The 17,053-nt window shown below is 66.0% G+C and carries 15 protein-coding genes and 2 tRNA genes; 12 read left to right on the forward strand and 5 right to left on the reverse strand.

Going from position 1 to position 17,053, the window contains the following annotated elements; genetic code table 11:
• Positions 1-167: 167 nt before the first annotated feature.
• Together NCCP691_RS18905 and acs are read right to left on the reverse strand one after the other, a co-directional pair.
• A tRNA-Ser gene (locus NCCP691_RS18905) sits at positions 168-258 on the reverse strand.
• Positions 259-413: 155 nt separating this feature from the next.
• The gene (acs, locus tag NCCP691_RS18910) at positions 414-2,396 is read right to left on the reverse strand and encodes an acetate--CoA ligase (RefSeq protein ID WP_220810128.1); all 1,983 of its coding nucleotides are present in this window, start codon (positions 2,394-2,396) and stop codon (positions 414-416) included.
• A gap of 236 nt (positions 2,397-2,632) precedes the next feature.
• Here acs and NCCP691_RS18915 point away from each other — a divergent pair, with 236 nt between their 5' ends.
• From NCCP691_RS18915 to NCCP691_RS18940, 6 genes are all read left to right on the forward strand, one after another.
• On the forward strand, positions 2,633-3,253 hold the full coding sequence (locus NCCP691_RS18915) for a YqhA family protein (protein WP_220810129.1): 621 nt from the start codon (positions 2,633-2,635) through the stop codon (positions 3,251-3,253).
• A gap of 25 nt (positions 3,254-3,278) precedes the next feature.
• On the forward strand, positions 3,279-4,817 hold the full coding sequence (locus NCCP691_RS18920; RefSeq protein ID WP_220810130.1) for a fumarate hydratase: 1,539 nt from the start codon (positions 3,279-3,281) through the stop codon (positions 4,815-4,817).
• A 19-nt stretch (positions 4,818-4,836) separates the two neighbouring features.
• The gene (gene murI / locus NCCP691_RS18925) at positions 4,837-5,679 is read left to right on the forward strand and encodes a glutamate racemase (protein WP_238482503.1); all 843 of its coding nucleotides are present in this window, start codon (positions 4,837-4,839) and stop codon (positions 5,677-5,679) included.
• Positions 5,680-5,772: 93 nt separating this feature from the next.
• Positions 5,773-5,848 (forward strand) — tRNA-His (locus NCCP691_RS18930).
• A 270-nt stretch (positions 5,849-6,118) separates the two neighbouring features.
• The gene (locus NCCP691_RS18935; RefSeq protein WP_220810132.1) at positions 6,119-7,525 is read left to right on the forward strand and encodes an alanine/glycine:cation symporter family protein; all 1,407 of its coding nucleotides are present in this window, start codon (positions 6,119-6,121) and stop codon (positions 7,523-7,525) included.
• Between the two features lie 66 nt (positions 7,526-7,591).
• Positions 7,592-8,116: a DUF2062 domain-containing protein gene (locus NCCP691_RS18940; protein WP_220810133.1), complete on the forward strand. Its 525-nt coding sequence runs from the start codon at positions 7,592-7,594 to the stop codon at positions 8,114-8,116.
• Here the strand turns inward: NCCP691_RS18940 and NCCP691_RS18945 are convergent.
• The gene (locus tag NCCP691_RS18945; protein WP_220810134.1) at positions 8,113-8,907 is read right to left on the reverse strand and encodes a PRC-barrel domain-containing protein; all 795 of its coding nucleotides are present in this window, start codon (positions 8,905-8,907) and stop codon (positions 8,113-8,115) included. The genes NCCP691_RS18940 and NCCP691_RS18945 overlap by 4 nt on opposite strands.
• 171 nt (positions 8,908-9,078) lie before the next feature.
• Between NCCP691_RS18945 and NCCP691_RS18950 the strand changes: the two genes are divergently transcribed.
• The 3 genes from NCCP691_RS18950 to NCCP691_RS18960 are packed head-to-tail and all read left to right on the forward strand — an operon-like array spanning position 9,079 to position 11,678.
• The gene (locus NCCP691_RS18950) at positions 9,079-10,458 is read left to right on the forward strand and encodes an NfeD family protein (protein WP_220810135.1); all 1,380 of its coding nucleotides are present in this window, start codon (positions 9,079-9,081) and stop codon (positions 10,456-10,458) included.
• Between the two features lie 2 nt (positions 10,459-10,460).
• Positions 10,461-11,246 (forward strand): slipin family protein, encoded by a 786-nt coding sequence (locus NCCP691_RS18955; protein ID WP_220810136.1) that lies wholly within the window; start codon positions 10,461-10,463, stop codon positions 11,244-11,246.
• 15 nt (positions 11,247-11,261) lie between these two features.
• Entirely contained in the window at positions 11,262-11,678 is a 417-nt protein-coding gene (locus NCCP691_RS18960) for a universal stress protein (protein ID WP_220810137.1), read from the forward strand.
• A 79-nt stretch (positions 11,679-11,757) separates the two neighbouring features.
• Here NCCP691_RS18960 and NCCP691_RS18965 read toward each other — a convergent pair whose 3' ends face one another.
• Positions 11,758-11,973, reverse strand: coding sequence for a hypothetical protein (locus NCCP691_RS18965; RefSeq protein WP_220810138.1), 216 nt, complete (start codon positions 11,971-11,973; stop codon positions 11,758-11,760).
• 161 nt (positions 11,974-12,134) lie between these two features.
• Here NCCP691_RS18965 and NCCP691_RS18970 point away from each other — a divergent pair, with 161 nt between their 5' ends.
• The 3 genes from NCCP691_RS18970 to NCCP691_RS18980 all read left to right on the forward strand — a co-directional run bounded on the left by NCCP691_RS18970 (position 12,135) and on the right by NCCP691_RS18980 (position 15,300).
• A complete protein-coding gene (locus tag NCCP691_RS18970; protein WP_220810139.1) occupies positions 12,135-12,386 on the forward strand; it encodes a hypothetical protein in 252 nt (83 codons plus the stop codon).
• 327 nt (positions 12,387-12,713) lie between these two features.
• Positions 12,714-14,630: a hypothetical protein gene (locus NCCP691_RS18975; protein ID WP_220810140.1), complete on the forward strand. Its 1,917-nt coding sequence runs from the start codon at positions 12,714-12,716 to the stop codon at positions 14,628-14,630.
• Between the two features lie 4 nt (positions 14,631-14,634).
• Complete coding sequence (locus NCCP691_RS18980) at positions 14,635-15,300, forward strand: hypothetical protein (protein ID WP_220810141.1); 666 nt, start codon at positions 14,635-14,637, stop codon at positions 15,298-15,300.
• Here NCCP691_RS18980 and NCCP691_RS18985 read toward each other — a convergent pair.
• A complete protein-coding gene (locus NCCP691_RS18985) occupies positions 15,252-16,991 on the reverse strand; it encodes a histidine kinase famiy protein (RefSeq protein WP_220810142.1) in 1,740 nt (579 codons plus the stop codon). The two genes, NCCP691_RS18980 and NCCP691_RS18985, sit on opposite strands and share 49 nt — an antisense overlap.
• Between the last annotated feature and the right edge of the window lie 62 nt (positions 16,992-17,053).

Consider the following 17,053-nt stretch of genomic DNA (forward strand, 5'->3'; position numbering starts at 1 on the left):
CGCCTTTTTCCACCTCGTCAACTACCGCCAACTTAAAAGCCAGCGTGTAGTCCCGCTGCGTACGCTTGATCCCTCTGTCCATTTGACACCTCCAAAAAAGTGTCAACGCATTTCAGGACGGGTCAACCAAAACAAAAAGGCCTCCGGATGGAGGCCTTGCTTGTTCTTGGCGGAGAGAGGGGGATTCGAACCCCCGATAGGCTATTAACCTATACACGCTTTCCAGGCGTGCGACTTAAACCACTCATCCATCTCTCCTGGATTCGTATCGCTGGTACGCGAAGCCGCACATTATAGCAGCAGTCGGCGGAATTTCAGCAATATTTCGGGCTGGAAGGATGGATGGAATGGAAAAAGGGCGCGGCTTTTGGCCGCGCCCTTTCCTTGTCTCCTCCTGTGTCAGGCGCGCGTGCTTATTGCGCCTGCTTGAGTTGTTCCAGGATGGCCGGGTTCTCGAGTGTCGATACGTCTTGCGTGATCTGTTCGCCCTTGGCGAGCACGCGCAGCAGGCGGCGCATGATCTTGCCGGAGCGGGTCTTGGGCAGGTTGTCGCCGAAGCGGATTTCCTTGGGCTTGGCGATCGGGCCGATTTCCTTGGCGACCCAGTCGCGCAGTTCCTTGGCGATCTGCTTGGCTTCGTCGCCGTTCGGACGCGCGCGCTTGAGCACGACGAAGGCGCAGATGGCTTCGCCGGTGGTTTCGTCCGGCTTGCCGACGACCGCCGCTTCGGCGACCAGCGGGTTGGCGACCAGCGCCGATTCGATCTCCATCGTGCCCATGCGGTGGCCGGAGACGTTGAGCACGTCGTCGATGCGGCCGGTGATGGTGAAGTAGCCGGTCTGCTCGTTGCGCACCGCGCCGTCGCCCGCGAGGTACATCTTGCCGCCGAGCTCTTCGGGGAAGTAGCTCTTCTTGAAGCGCTCCGGGTCGCCCCAGATGGTGCGGATCATTGACGGCCACGGACGCTTGACGACCAGGATGCCGCCCTGCCCGTTCGGCAGCTCGTTGCCGGTCTCGTCGACGACCGCGGCCTGGATGCCGGGCAGCGGCAGCGTGCAGGAGCCCGGGACCATCGGCGTGGCGCCCGGCAGCGGGGTGATCATGTGGCCGCCGGTTTCGGTCTGCCAGAAGGTGTCGGCGATCGGGCATTTCTCGTTGCCGACGTTCCGGTAGTACCACATCCAGGCTTCCGGATTGATCGGCTCGCCGACGGAGCCGAGCAGGCGCAGGCTGGACAGGTCGAAGTTCTTCGGATGCACCTTGGCATCGGCTTCGGAAGCCTTGATCAGGGAGCGGATCGCGGTGGGCGCCGTGTAGAAGATGGTGGCCTTGTGGCGGGCGATCATGTCCCAGAAACGGCCGGCGTGCGGATAGGTGGGCACGCCCTCGAACACGATCTGGGTTGCGCCGACGGCCAGCGGACCGTAGGCGATGTAGGTGTGGCCGGTGACCCAGCCGATGTCGGCGGTGCACCAGAAGACATCGGTCGGCTTGATGTCGAAGGTCCACTTCATCGTCAGCGCCGCCCACAGCAGGTAGCCGCCGGAGGAATGCTGGACGCCCTTGGGCTTGCCGGTCGAACCGGAGGTATATAGGATGAACAGCGGATGTTCCGCGTTGACCCATTCCGGCTCGCAGGTGGCGGCCTGGCCGGCGGTCACATCCTGCAGCCACAGGTCGCGTCCCTGCTGCATGTTGATGTTGCCGCCGGTGCGGCGGTAGACGATGATGTTCCTGATCGAGTCGCAGCCGCCCATGGCAAGCGCCTCGTCGACGATGGCCTTGAGCGGCAGCTGCTTGCCGCCGCGGACCTGCTCGTCGGCGGTGATGACGGCGACCGCGCCGGCATCGATGATGCGCTCCTGCAGGGACTTGGCCGAGAAGCCGCCGAACACGACGGAATGGGTGGCGCCGATGCGCGCGCAGGCCTGCATGGCGGCGATGCCTTCCACCGACATCGGCATGTAGATGACGACGCGGTCGCCTTTCCTGATGCCGAGGGACTTCAGGCCATTCGCGACCTGGCAGACCTTGTCGTGCAGCTGCTGATAGCTGACGCGGGTGACCGTGCCGTCGTCGGCCTCGAAGATGATGGCGGTTTTTTCCGCGTTACCGTTCTGGAGGTTGCGCTCGAGGCAGTTGTAGGAGACGTTGAGCTGGCCGTCGTCGAACCACTTGTAGAACGGCGCCTGCGATTCGTCCAGCACCTTGGTGAAGGGCTTCTGCCAGCTGATGTTCTCGCGCGCCAGGTTGGCCCAGAAGCCCTCGTAGTCGCGCTCAGCGGCGGCGCACATCGCCTTGTAGTTGTCCATGCCCGAGATCGCCGCGTCGCGGACAAAATCGGCCGGGGGATTGAAGATGCGGTTTTCCTGCTTGAAGGTTTCGATGTCGGCCATGTGCGTCTCCAGATGTGTTGGTCTGTTTGGTGTGCGACCTTAAGCCCCTACTCTTACTTAAGCCTTACACATGCTTTTTATACAAGCGAAGGCACCGGGGCTAGGGTTATAGCCGATCTTGTCAAGTTGCCATTGATGCAGCTCACGGGTCGGCGCGCGAACGACGGCAGGGCCATGTGGAGCGGGGCGCCGGTGTAAAATGCGCGGGTTTTGTCCAAGCAGTATTGCCCCTCTTCATGAAATCGACCGACACCGAAACGCACAAGGCCGCACGGCCCATCCGCCCCCTGCCCAACCTGATTTTCATGAGCCGCTGGCTGCAGCTGCCGCTGTACATCGGCCTGATTCTCGCGCAGGGCGTCTACGTCTATCATTTCTGGATCGAGCTGGTCGACCTGATCGGCGCGGCGATGGGCAATCCGGCATCGCTCGAGCACATCATCAGCGCGGTAGCGATCGACGGCGCGCCGCGGCCGACCAAGCTCACCGAAAGCATCATCATGCTGGTGGTGCTCGGCCTGATCGACGTGGTGATGATCTCCAACCTGCTGATCATGGTCATCGTCGGCGGCTATGAAACCTTCGTCTCGCGCATGAACCTGGAAAGCCACCCCGACCAGCCCGAGTGGCTGTCGCACGTGAACGCCTCGGTGCTGAAGGTGAAGCTGGCGACCGCGATCATCGGCATCTCCTCGATCCATCTGCTCAAGACGTTCATCAACGCCAACGCCTACGACGCCAAGACCCTGCTCGCCCAGACCGGCATCCACCTCGCCTTCCTGCTGTCGGCGATGGCGATCGCCGCCTGCGACCGCATCATGGCGCCGGCCATTGCGCATGACAAGGAATCCCACTGAACCCCCACCTGACAGGCAGGACATCATGACCATCATCAAGCAAGAAGACCTGATCGAATCGGTAGCCGCCGCACTGCAGTACATCAGCTACTACCATCCGGTCGATTACATCCAGCACCTGGCGCGCGCCTACCAGACCGAGCAGAGCCCGGCGGCCAAGGATGCGATCGCCCAGATCCTGACCAACTCCAAGATGTGCGCCGAAGGCAAGCGCCCGATCTGCCAGGATACCGGCATCGTCAACGTCTTCCTGAAGATCGGCATGGATGTGCGCTTCGAGGGCTTCTCCGGCTCCATCGTCGACGCCGTCAACGAGGGCGTGCGCCGCGGCTACAACAATCCGGAAAACATGCTGCGCGCATCGGTCGTCGCCGATCCGCAGTTCGAGCGCAAGAACACCAAGGACAACACGCCGGCGGTGGTGCACATGGAACTCGTGCCCGGCAATACCGTGGATGTGCAGGTCGCGGCCAAGGGCGGCGGCTCGGAGAACAAGTCGAAGTTCGTCATGCTCAACCCCTCCGACTCCATCGTCGACTGGGTGCTCAAGACGGTGCCGACCATGGGCGCCGGCTGGTGCCCGCCCGGCATGCTCGGCATCGGCATCGGCGGCACCGCCGAGAAGGCGATGCTGATGGCCAAGGAGTCGCTGATGGAAGACATCGACATGTACGAGCTCAAGCTGCGCGGCCCGCGCAACAAGACCGAAGAACTGCGTCTCGAGCTGTACGAGAAGGTCAACGCGCTCGGCATCGGCGCCCAGGGCCTCGGCGGCCTGACCACGGTGCTCGACATCAAGATCAAGATGTACCCGACCCACGCCGCATCCAAGCCGGTCGCGATGATCCCGAACTGCGCGGCCACCCGCCATGCGCATTTCGTGCTCGACGGTTCCGGCCCGGCATATATCGAGCCGCCGTCGCTGTCGGAGTGGCCGGACGTGCAGTGGGTGCCGGACACCCAGAAATCCAGGCGCGTCGACCTCGACAAGCTGACCAAGGAAGAAGTCGCTTCGTGGAAGCCGGGCCAGACCCTGCTCCTGAACGGCAAGATGCTGACCGGCCGCGATGCCGCGCACAAGCGCATCCAGGACATGCTGGCCAAGGGCGAGCCGCTGCCGGTGGACTTCACCAACCGCGTCATCTACTACGTCGGCCCGGTCGACCCGGTGCGCGACGAAGTGGTCGGCCCGGCAGGCCCGACGACCGCCACCCGCATGGACAAGTTCACCGACATGATGCTGGAGCAGACCGGCCTGATCGCGATGATCGGCAAGGCCGAGCGCGGCCCGGTCGCGATCGAGTCGATCAAGAACCACAAGTCGGCCTACCTGATGGCCGTCGGCGGTTCCGCCTACCTGGTGTCGAAGGCGATCAAGGGTGCGAAGGTGGTCGGTTTCGCCGACCTCGGCATGGAAGCGATCTACGAGTTCGAGGTCAAGGACATGCCGGTCACGGTCGCGGTGGACTCCAACGGCATCTCGGTGCACAACACCGGCCCGAAGGAATGGGCCGAACGCATCGCCAGCGGCAGCCTCGGCAACATCCCGGTGACCGTCGCCTGACCGTCACGTGAATCAAGGCTTGCAGCCCGCAACCCCGGTGGCCGTGCGCGACGCACCCATCGGGGTTTTTGATTCCGGCATCGGCGGCCTGTCGGTGCTGAAGTACATCCGCAGCCTGCTGCCGCACGAAGACCTGCTCTACTTCGCCGATTCCGGCCATGCGCCCTATGGCGGGCGCAGCGAGGAAGAGATCGTCGCGCGCTCTCTCGGCATCGCCGAATTCCTGCTGCAACAGGGAGCGAAGGCGCTGGTGGTGGCCTGCAATACCGCCACCGCCGCCGCCATCCGCGCGCTGCGCGAACGCTGGCCGGCGCTGATCATCGTCGGCGTCGAGCCCGGCCTCAAGCCGGCGGCGGCGAAGTCCAGGAACGGCGTGGTCGGCGTCATGGCCACGCGCGGCACGCTGGCCAGCGCCAGGTTCGCCGCGCTGCGCGAGCAGCTCGAGCGCAGCACCGGCGTGCGCTATCTGCCGCAGCCCTGCGTCGGCCTCGCCGACCAGGTCGAAAAAGGCGAGCTGCATTCGGCGGAAACAGCCATACTGCTCAGGCGCTACCTGGTGCCGCTGGTCGAACAGGGCGCCGACACGCTGGTGCTCGGCTGCACCCACTACCCTTTCCTGCTGCCCCTGATCGAAGAGATCCTGGCGCGCCTGACCCCGCGCGGCATGAGCATCGTGGACACCGGCGAGCCGGTTGCGCGACAGCTCGCGCGGCTGCTGGAGGAGCGCGGGTTGCTGCGGCAGGCGGCCGGGACGGGCGGCGAGGTGCGGGCTTTCACGACGGGCAGCGGCAGTTCGCTGGCGACGGCGTTTTCCCGGCTGCTCGGCATGGAGCCGCCGGTCACGGCGATCTCCACGCAGTGAAGATCGGCATCGCGCAGGAATTGATTTGCCAAGCGCGAATTCGGTTTGTATAATGCTTGGCTTTCCCGGGGTTAAACCGGGTAAAGATCAACGGTGGCCGTAGCTCAGTTGGTAGAGTCCAGGATTGTGATTCCTGTCGTCGTGGGTTCGAGTCCCATCGGCCACCCCAGAGATTCAAGCATCCAGCCCAGTCCGAAAGACTGGGCTTTTTGCTTTTCCGCGCCTTGCGTGCTCATGCGGGACCACGTCTACCCGCCTCTCCGCATTCTTCCGTTTCCATGCAGTCCCCTCGGCCGAACGGCTGAACGCAGGCCGAGTTCCGCGCACGATATGCCGAAGGCGCGGTGAAAAGCTTGACCAAAATACGCATGCCTGAACCGACGAAAGGTGATCGCTGTCGGAATTGCACGTTTCGCAACCCGGCTTCGGAGGACTCAGGATGGACGCCATCATCGACTTCATCAACGACATCTTCTGGAGCTACATCCTCATCTACGGACTGCTTGCGATCGGCCTGTTCTTCACGGTGCGGCTCGGCTTCGTCCAGTTCCGCATGTTTCCGGAGATGTTCCGCAGCGTGCTCGGCGGCGGCGAAAAGGACCGGGCGGGCATTACGCCTTTCCAGGCTCTCTGCACCAGCCTCGCGTCACGGGTGGGGACCGGCAACATTGCAGGGGTGGCGGTGGCGATTCACCTGGGCGGACCGGGTGCGGTCTTCTGGATGTGGATGGTGGCGCTGCTGGGCATGGCGACCGCTTATGCGGAATCGACGCTGGCGCAGCTCTACAAGACGCGCAACGAGCAAGGCGAGTACCGCGGGGGCCCGGCCTTTTACATGGCGCGGGGTCTGAAAGCGCCGTGGGCAGGGGCGGTATTCTCGGTGTGCCTGATTCTCACTTTCGGCCTGGTGTTCAATGCGGTACAGGCAAACTCGATCGCGGAGGCGATGGAGGGCGCATTCGGTGTGCCCAAGCTGGGGGTAGGCATTGCGCTCGCCGTCGTGGCCGGGATCGTCATCCTCGGCGGCATCAGGCAGGTTGCGCGGGTCGCGCAGGTGGTGGTGCCGTTCATGGCGCTGGCCTATCTGCTGGTGGCCCTTTACGTGGTTGCGGTCAATATTTCGGAAGTACCGGCCACGCTCATGCATATCGTGGCCAGTGCCTTCGGGCTGGAAGCAGCGGCGGGCGGCGTCGCGGGCGCCTTGCTCAACGGCGTCAAGCGCGGCCTGTTCTCGAACGAGGCGGGCATGGGGTCGGCGCCCAATATCGCCGCGGTGGCGACGCCCGATCCCCACCATCCGTCGGCGCAGGGCCTCGTTCAGGCGCTGGGGGTATTCATCGACACGTTGCTGGTCTGCACCGCCACCGCATTGATGATCCTCCTTTCCGGCGCAATCACGCCCGGCTCGGATCTCACCGGCACGCCATTGACACAGGCGGCGATGCGCGAGCACATCGGCCCCGCCGGGGACTGGTTCGTGGCGGTGGCCATCCTGTTCTTCGCCTTCACATCGATCATCGGCAATTATTCCTATGCCGAAAACGCGATGGTGTTCCTGAAACTTGGCGGACCGGTCGGAATCACGCTGCTGCGCATCGGCGCACTGGTGATGGTGATCTGGGGCGCCTACGAAAGCGTGAGCACGGTATTCAATGCGGCCGACGCGTCGATGGGACTGATGGCGACCGTCAACATCGTGGCCATTGCCCTGCTTTCCGGCACCGTCGTCAAGCTGACGCGCGACTATACCGCTCAGCGGCGCGCGGGCAAGCGACCCGAATTCCATCTCGGCGACTACCCGGAACTGAGAGACGGGGTCGATACCGGGATATGGTCGAGGCGCTGACATGCGCAGCGCATGCGAACGGGCAAACGCAGTATCATGTGCCGGAGTCCGATTGGGAGGCGCTTCATGTTCAAGAAATACCTGCCCTCTGCCGATACCCTGCGCAGAAACCGCCTGCTCAGGCCGCTGGCGCGCCATCTCGACCAGCGCGCGCTGTGGCGTATCAGCCGGCGTGGCGTCGCGGGCGGTGTCGCGGTCGGCTTGTTTTTCGGCATCCTGGTGCCGTTCATGCAGATATTCCTGGCGGCCGCGGCGGCGATCGCGCTGCGGGTGAACCTGCCGGTCGCGGCGTTGTGCACGCTGGTGACCAATCCGCTCACCTTCCCGCCCATCTACTACCTCGCCTACCGCATCGGCGACGCGGTGACCGGCAGCCTGACGGCCTTGCCGGAGGTCGCGGCCAGCCTGCCCGAGGCCGGGCTCGACGGCTGGCTGTCCCAGGCCCTGGCCTGGGTTCAGTCGTTCGGATTGCCGCTGGCCGCGGGCCTGGCCATCCTCGCCTGCGGCAGCGCGGCGATCGGCTATGGGCTGGTGCAGCTCGCCTGGCGCCTGCGGCGCTGGCGCCGGCCCCGCCGCGCCACCTCCGCCTAGCCCGGGCGCGTCATGTCGGCGCCGCCCCTGGCGGCTGCGGCAAGCCGGGCGCCGTCGCCGCGGTACAGGTCCTGGAATGCCTCTTCCGACGGCGGATGCCTGCGATCGTACAGCGGGCATTTCTCGATATCGGTGCGCGTCACGTCCAGCACCAGGCTCTTTTCTTCCCAGCTCACCTGCTGCACGCGCGACGGCGACACCAGAACCTCGCCGCCGGGCAGCCAGCTGCGCGTGTCGACGACGATCAGGCGTATGGTCCAGCTGCTCTCGTCGATCAGGAGGTCATCCACGCTGCCGAAGCTGTCGTCCGCGGCCTGGATCGCGTAACCGATGACTTCATCCTTGCTGCGCAGGTGCGGATCGCCCGCGGGCTGATCGTCCTGCGTGTCGTCCTGCAGCTGCACCGGCGGCCGGGCGGCCTGCATGTCCAGCGTCGGCAGCGCGGTATAGCCCCAGATGAAGGGGCCGGTCCAGTAGTAGGGATAGCCATAGTAGTTGAACAGCGCGGCTTCATGCTGGCGGGCGACGGGAACCGCCGTGTCGATGCCGGGACTGTCCTCGACCTGCTGGCGGGTGAGCCGCACGCTCACTTCGCGGTTGTCCCAGTCGACCGCGATCACGGCGGGCGGCGGGATCAGGACGCGGCGGCCGCCGATCCAGCCGCCGGTGTCGACTTCCAGGTAGCGGACGGTCCAGTGGAGATCGTCGAAATAGATGTCCTGGACTCTTCCCAGCGTGCCGTCCTGCGCGGCAATCACGAAACCATCGAGCGACTTCAGGCTGTGCAGCATGATGTTCTCCTTGAAAAGCGTCGGCGCCGAGTCTGACCTCAATGGCTCGCGCCAATTCCGGAAAACGCCCTGCGCCACGGCCGGTTCTGACATGTCGCAAGGCCGCGGCCGGCCCCTGCCCGAGAATGGACGGCAATCGCGTCTTGCGAATCCGCCACCCTGGAGCCCAGCATGCCGGAATCCGCTGTCCGCCGTCGCGCCCTCGCTTTCCATCGCCGGCTGGTGGTGGCCGCGGTGCTGTGGCTGCTGGCCTCGCTGCCCGCCTGGGCGGCCGGCGGCGCCCTGCTCCTCGACATCCAGGGCGCGATCGGTCCCGCGCAGGCGGACTATGTGCGGCGCGGGATCGAGCGCGCGGCGGCGGACGGCAGGACGGTCGTCATCCTGCGCATGGATACCCCGGGCGGCCTGGACACCTCGATGCGCACCATCATCAAGGCCATCCTCGCCTCCCCGGTGCCGGTGACGACGTGGGTCGCGCCGGGCGGGGCGCGGGCGGCGAGCGCGGGCACCTACATCCTGTATGCCAGCCATGTGGCGGCGATGGCGCCGGGCACCAATCTCGGCGCGGCGACGCCGGTGGCGATCGGCATGCCGCAGCAGGAGCCGGCACGTGAAGGCGACGGCAAGCGCACCGGGCGCGACGGCACGGACGATGCGACCACGACGCCGTCCACGCGCAAGCAGGTCAACGATGCCGCCGCCTATATCCGCGGCCTGGCGCAGATGCGAGGACGCAATGCCGAATGGGCGGAGCAGGCGGTACGCGAGGCGGTCAGCCTGGCCTCCGAGGAAGCCTTGCGGCAAAAAGTCATCGATCTGATCGCCGCCGATCTGCCGGCGCTGCTGGCCCGGGTGGACGGGCGCAAGGTGCAGGCGGCGGGCCGGGAAGTGACGCTGTCCACCAGGGGAGCGGCGGTCGAAACCCTGCAGCCCGACTGGCGCACGCGCGTGCTGTCGGTGATCACCGATCCGGGCATCGCGCTGCTGCTGATGACGATCGGGATTTACGGCCTGGTGTTCGAATTCATGAATCCCGGCATGGGGCTGCCGGGCGTGGCCGGCGCCATCTGCCTGCTGCTGGCGCTGTATGCATTGCAGCTGCTGCCTGTCGACTACGCGGGCATGGGACTGATCGTGCTGGGACTGGCCTTCATGGTGGCGGAAGCCTTTTTGCCGAGCTTCGGCGTGCTCGGCCTCGGCGGCGTGATCGCCTTCGTCATCGGCGCCATGATCCTGATCGATACCGACATCCCCGGCTTCGGCATTCCCCCCGCGCTGATCCTGAGCGTGGCGCTGGCGAGCGCGGCACTGCTGATCGCGACCGCCAGCATCGCGCTGAAAACGCGGCGCAAGCCGCTGGCGTCGGGCGACGCCCTCACCGGGCAATCGGCCGAGGTGGTGGGCGACGGCAGCTGGGTGCGCATCCATGGCGAGACCTGGCGCATCCGCAGCAGCGTGCTGCTGCGGCCCGGTCAGAAGGTCAGGGTCGTCGCCCGGCAGGGGCTGGTGCTCGACGTCGTTCCGCTGGAAAACCATGAACAAGGAGAATAAGCATGTTTCTTTTCGACCTGGGCTCGGCCTTCATCGTGCTGGCCATCCTGATCATTGCGCTGCTCGCCTCCGCGATCCGGATCCTGCGCGAATACGAGCGCGGCGTGGTGTTCCAGCTCGGCCGCTACTGGGGCGTGAAGGGACCGGGGCTGATCATCGTGATTCCGGTGGTGCAGCAGATGGTGCGGGTCGATCTGCGCACCGTGGTGCTGGATGTGCCGACGCAGGATGTGATCTCGCGCGACAACGTGTCGGTGAAGGTGAATGCGGTGCTGTACTTCCGGGTCGTCGAGCCGGACAAGGCCATCATCCAGGTCGCGAATTATTTCGAGGCCACCAGCCAGCTCGCGCAGACGACCCTGCGCGCAGTGCTGGGCAAGCATGAACTCGACGACATGCTGGCCGAGCGCGAACGCCTGAACATCGATATCCAGCAGGTGCTCGATGCCCAGACCGACGCCTGGGGCATCAAGGTCGCCAATGTCGAGATCAAGCATGTCGACCTGGACGAATCGATGATACGCGCGATCGCGCGCCAGGCCGAGGCCGAACGCGAACGGCGCGCCAAGGTGATCCATGCGGAAGGCGAGCTGCAGGCATCGGAGAAGCTGATGCAGGCGGCGCAGGTGCTGGCGCGCCAGCCGGGCGCGATGCAGCTGCGCTATCTGCAGACGCTCAGCATGATCGCCGGCGACCGGGCCTCGACCATCGTGCTGCCCCTGCCGATGGAAATGATGAGCGGACTGGCCGACGCACTGCGCCCGGGCGCCCGGGGCGGATCGCTTTGAGCGGAGGGATCGGACATGCGCAAGATACTCGTTCCCTATGACGGTTCGCCGAGCGCGACCCACGCCCTGCAGCATGCGATCGGCATGGCGGGCGGCGGCGATGTCCACATCGAACTGCTGAATGTGCAGACGCCGCTGCCGCTGGGTTCGCTGGCGCTGTCGCCGGACGAGATCCGGCAGGTGCAGGCCGGCGAGGCGGGCAAGGTGCTGGCGCCGGCCCGGGCGATCCTCGATGCCTGCGGCGTGCCTTACCTGGCGCAGTCCAGGGTGGGGTCGCCGCCGAGCGAGATCGCCCGGCACTGCGAGGAGCACGCCTGCGAGGCGGTCGTCATGGGAACGCGCGGGCTGGGGCCGCTCTCTTCCGTGATGGCGGGATCGGTCGCCACCCGCGTCATCCATCTCGTGGACGTGCCGGTGACGCTGGTGAAGTAGGGATGGGTCCCGGAATTACCCACCGATTCTGTGGACAAGTCTGAGGATAAGCACCGGGAAGATTGCCAAGCGACTGATTCTAAAGAAAAACTTTCTTTTGATTAAAATCAGGGCGCCACAGCACCCAGCCGCGGTCGTCCTCGTGTTCGTCGCCCGCGGTCAGCAGCAGCTCCAGGTCTTCCACCGCGGGGGGCAGGCTGCGTTCCCAGTCGTCGTCGAGCGCGAGCAGCGGGGCCGCATGGTGGATGGCCGCGAACAGCGCGGCGGCGGCGAGCAGAATAAGCAATACGGTCATGTTGTCCTCCTGCATGGATTACAGCATTCCGCCAAGAAAAGGACTTGCGGCGGAACAGACCGCGGCATACCGCATGACTTTGCTCATATTGCGGCGTCGCAATGCGCTCGCGCATGCCTCGGGCTTAATCATGATCGACAGCCAACAAAAGGGAGACAGCCATGACCGAGAGTGAAATCCTGGGCATCATCCGCACCGCCCCGCCGCAGCCCGAAGGCCGCTGGTCGGCGGTCGTCGAACGCGCGGCCAACAGCCTGATCACCATGGCGCACCGCCTGCATGACGAGGAACTGGAAGGCGTGATCGGCGTGGTGGCGCTCTGCTATCAGAAGGCGGGCGCGGAGAATTTCGCGCATGACGAATACGCCGCGCTGATGAAACGCCTTGCGATGAGCGCATCGTTGCGCCGCTGAGCGCCGGCATTTGCGTCGCGGCAAACGGCGGTGCCGCGACGGCGACGCAGGTTGAGCAAATTCATGGAGCCGTCATATCCCGCCGGTATCATCCTTTCATCTGCTTCACATGCAACCGATATGCATGGAGGCGGAAAGGCGTGTCGCCGGATCCGATCAGAAACGGGGCGGCACGCCGACCACCCCGCCTGATTCCCCCTTCCCTCCCGAGCTTGCTTACCCCGTTTCCGGCCACGCGTCTTCCGGCATGCTTGCTGTTTTTCCAATAAGAAACTAATTCGCAAAAGCGTTGTCTACGGGAACTATTCCACTTCCCGACGCGCGCCCATGATCCATCGTTCACGCCTGCCTCGCCTGCTGCGGGCATCGGTTTCCCCCCTACTCCTCGCGGTGCTCGCGGCATGCGGCGGAGGGGGCGGCGGCGGTGGCGGCGGTGCCGCCGCCGAGGCACCGGCACTCGCGCCCGCCAGCGACCAGGCCACGACGTCGGCCGCGCCGGCGAGCGGCAAGCTGCTGCTGTCGGAAGTGGCAAGCAACTACTACAGCGACGACGTCGCCTGGTTCGAGATCCACAACGGCACCGGGGCCACGGTGCAGCTCGCGGAGTACTCGCTGTCGAGCTCCTGGGTCGACACCTCCACCGGCCGCAGCTCGCGCACGCCGCGCGGCTTCACGCTGCCCGCGGCAGAAATCCCTCCCGGCGGCTATCTGGTCGTGGCCTCGCGCGCGCACCAGAACCTGCGGGCCAACAGCCAGATGGTCTATGTCGGCGACGGCACCAGGATGCCTTACTGGAATGCCAGCGGCTCGATCGAACTGCTGCGCGACGGGGCGACGGTGGACTTCGTGCGCTTCGGCAGTTCGACGGCGGTGCCGGCGAGCGAAGACCACTGGGGGGATGCAGCGGTGACGGCCCTGCCGTCCGGCGCCAACGAGCACGGCAAGGCGATCGTGCGCCTCGCCGCCGGCGGCATGGCGGACACCAATGGCGCGGACGACTGGCGGCACGTGAATTTCGCGACGCCGGCCGGACGCAACGATGTGCCGCCGGGCGTCACCGACTCCGACCGCGACGGTATTCCGGACAGCGCCAAGGTCGCGGGCGGCACCTATGGCGGCCTCGACCTCTATGCCATGGGTGCGCGACCGGGCCGGCGCGACGTGTTCATGGAACTCGATTACATGCAGGGCAGCGATGCCGCGCTCGTGCCGCGGCGCGAGGCGCTGCAGATGGTGGTGGATGCCTTCGCGCGCAGGAACATCGCGCTGCATATCGATACCGGAAGCCTGCACGGGACCGACGCGGCCGCCTTCAACCTCGGCGGCGGCAATCCGGTGCCGTTCGCGCAATGCATCGACCTCGACCTGGCCGGCACGACGCCGCCGGCGGGCTGCTCGTCCTTCTATGCGTACAAGAGCGGGCATTTCGACGTGCGGCGCAAGCTGGTCTTCCACTATGGCCTGTTCGCCAATTCGCAGCGCGCGGACGGCAGCGCCGGATCGTCGGGCGTGGCCGAACTCAATGGCGCGGACCTGATCGTCACGCTCGGCGGCTATGGCTTCACCGGCGCCGAGGGCGTGGACCGCAACATGCTGACCAACCTGCAGGCGAGCACCCTTATGCATGAGTTCGGCCATAATCTCGGCCTGCACCATGGGGGCCATGAAGACGTCAATTACAAGCCGAACCATTACAGCGTGATGAACTACATGTATCAGTTCGCCGGCCTGAGCGCGACGCCGCAGTCGCCGTATGCGGCCGAACGCTACTACCTGGTCAACGGCATGAAGGGCAAGACCTATTGCAACCTGGTCGAGAACTCGCCCTGCGGCACCGCCTTCGTGATCGACTTTTCCGACGGCAGCGGCAGCGAACTGAACGAGCTGGCCCTGTCCGAAGCCGCCAACATCGGCCGCGGCAGCAGCGGCGGCGCGTATGCGGACTGGGACGACAACGGTGCCTTCACCAGCAGCCTGGTCGCGCGCAACATCAATCCGCTCTGGGGCACGGCCAAGACGGTGCTGAAGGACTACAACGAATGGGGCAATCTCACGCTGAGCTTTTCGCGCGCCTGGTCGGGCGCGAGCTACGGCTACGGCTTCAATGCCGACGAGGCATCGCCGACCCAGCCCGAGCGCCGCGTCAACCCGATGAATCTCTCCGCCCGCAATCGCACGGTGGAGGACCCGCTGCCGCAGGACCTGCACCAGGCCCTGCGCCATGCCCATCGTCCCTGGAGGTAAGACCATGCCGCGCGCACGACACCTGAAACGTTTGTGCATCGCCGCCGCGCTGACGCTCGCCGGCATCCAGCCTACTGCGGCGCAGCTGCGCATCGCCGGCCTGCTCCCTTTCGAACAGGGCGCGTCGGGCGAGGCGACGCCGGTGGTCGATGGCGGCACGCTGCAGATTCCGCTGGCGGACCGCAGCCTGCGCATCAGCCCGTGGCCGGCTTTCCTGCCGCAGGAATTCAAGCCGCAGCAGGTGGAGGCGCGGCGACAGCCGGCGCCGGCGGGGCCGAGCGACCGCATCAGCATGCGCCATGCCGGCAGCAGGGCATCGTGGCTCGAGATCGCGGCCGGCGCGCGCGCCTCCACCGCCGTCGTCGGCGGCTGGACGCTGCGCCACACGTCGCGCGGCTGGTGGCTGGCGCAGGGGACCAGGCTGCATTTCCTCGGGCAGGATGCGGCGCATGCGCGTGCAGTGATGGTGCCGGCCGGCATGGAGCGCTGGTGCGTGCATCTGCTCGACAGCAGCGTGCCGGCGGAGCGGCCCGGTGCGGCCACCGAGGGCGAGGCGCAGGCGGCGTGGGTGGCGGTGCGCACCTCGCCGCGGCAGCGCTGCGGCTTTCCGGCGCAGGGCGCTCAGCCTTCGTGGCGGAAGGTCGACGGCGTGGCCGGCCCGGCGGCCTGAGCGCGGCTGATCACGACGCGTATCTTTTCTTCCAGTTCGGCGCGGCGGAAAGGCTTGGCCAGCACATCCATCGCCGACATCCTCGATTCCTCCTGCGCCAGGTCGTCCATGTAGCCGGTCATGAGCAGCACCGGCAGGCCGGGCAGGCGGCGGCGCGCATGCTCGACCAGCGCCAGCCCGTTCATCCCGCCGGGCATGATGACGTCGGTCAGCAACAGTTCGACCGGGCCGTCGCGTTCGAGCAGGTCCAGCGCTTCCTCGCCGCTGCGCGCGGTCAGGACCCGGTAGCCGAGGCTGCGCAGCCAGGTGTCGGCGAGCTGGCGCACGTCGTCGCTGTCTTCGGCCAGCAGCACGGTGCGGGTGACCGGCACCGGTTCCGGCATCAGGTCCGGCACGTTCTGCGATTGCGGCGGCAGCGCATGCTCGGCGGCGACCGGGAAGATCATGCGCACCGTCGTGCCCTGGCCGACCTCGCTGTCGATCTCGAGCCGCCCCTGCGACTGCTGGACGAAGCCGTGCACCATTGCCAGTCCGAGACCGGTGCCGGGCCGCTTGGTGGTGAAGAAGGGTTCGGTGGCGCGCCGCGCCACCTCGGGCGGCATGCCCTCGCCGTCGTCGATCACGCACAGCATCACGTACGGTCCGTGCGGCAGGTCATGGCTGGCCAGCCGCTGGCGATCGTCGAGGACGCCGGTGGCAATGCGGATGCGGCCGCCGGACGGCATCGCATCGCGTGCATTGATGACGACATTGAGCAGGGCCATTTCCAGGTGCGTGGGATCGACGGTGCAGAACGGCAGGCCGGAACGCAGGTCGAGGCGCAGCTCGACGCGGTCGTCGAGGGTGCGCGACAGCATCTCGCTGAAATCCATCACCAGGCTGTTGAGGCTGATGCGCCTGGGGTCGAGCCGCTGCTTGCGGGCGAAGGTGAGCAATTGCTGGGTCAGCTTGCCGCCCTGATCGGCGGCACGGGCGGCCTGGCCGATCGCGTGCCGCAGCGGCGGATTGTCGCCGGCGAAATGCTCGGCCAGTTCCAGATTGCCGCTGACGATCTGCAGCAGGTTGTTGAAATCGTGGGCAAGGCCGGCGGTCAGCTGGCCGATGGCTTCCATCTTCTGCGCCTGGCGGAAGGCCTGCTCGGAGATGCGGCGCCGCGTGATGTCGAGCTGCGAGGCGAAGAAGTACAGCAGTTCGCCGTTCTCGTCGAAGATCGGGCCGATGAACAGCGCATTCCAGAATGGCGAACCGTCGGCCTTGTAATTGAGGATGTCGACCGCGACCGCGCGCTTTTCCTGGACGGCTTCACGCACCTCCGCGACGGTCGCGCGGTCGGTATCGGGGCCCTGCAGCATGCGGCAGTTCCGGCCGAGCACCTGCTCTTCCTCGTAGCCGGTCATGTCGAGGAAGGCGCGGTTGGCGAAGACGATCGGCGTGTCATGCTGGCGCGGATCGGCCACGACCATCGGCATGCGCGTCATTTCGACGGCGGCGAAGAAGATGCTGCTGCGGTCGTCGAGGCCGGGCCGCGTGACCACCGCCGCCTGCCAGTGCTTGTTGCCGGGATTGCCGAGCGGGTTGTAGCTGCTCGTATCGAGACGGGCCTGCGCCGGGAATCCCGCGCTCTGTCCGCCGCCCTGAATGTCGAGCGGCGGCAAGTCCTTGCCGTCGCTGGTATCGCTTCCTTTCGCCATGTCCGGTGTCCGTTCGGCCGCCTCCTGTTGCAGCCCTGTCATCAGCTGAGTACGCGCCGCTG

Source organism: Noviherbaspirillum aridicola (assembly GCF_019656455.1).
GTDB lineage: Bacteria > Pseudomonadota > Gammaproteobacteria > Burkholderiales > Burkholderiaceae_D > Noviherbaspirillum > Noviherbaspirillum aridicola.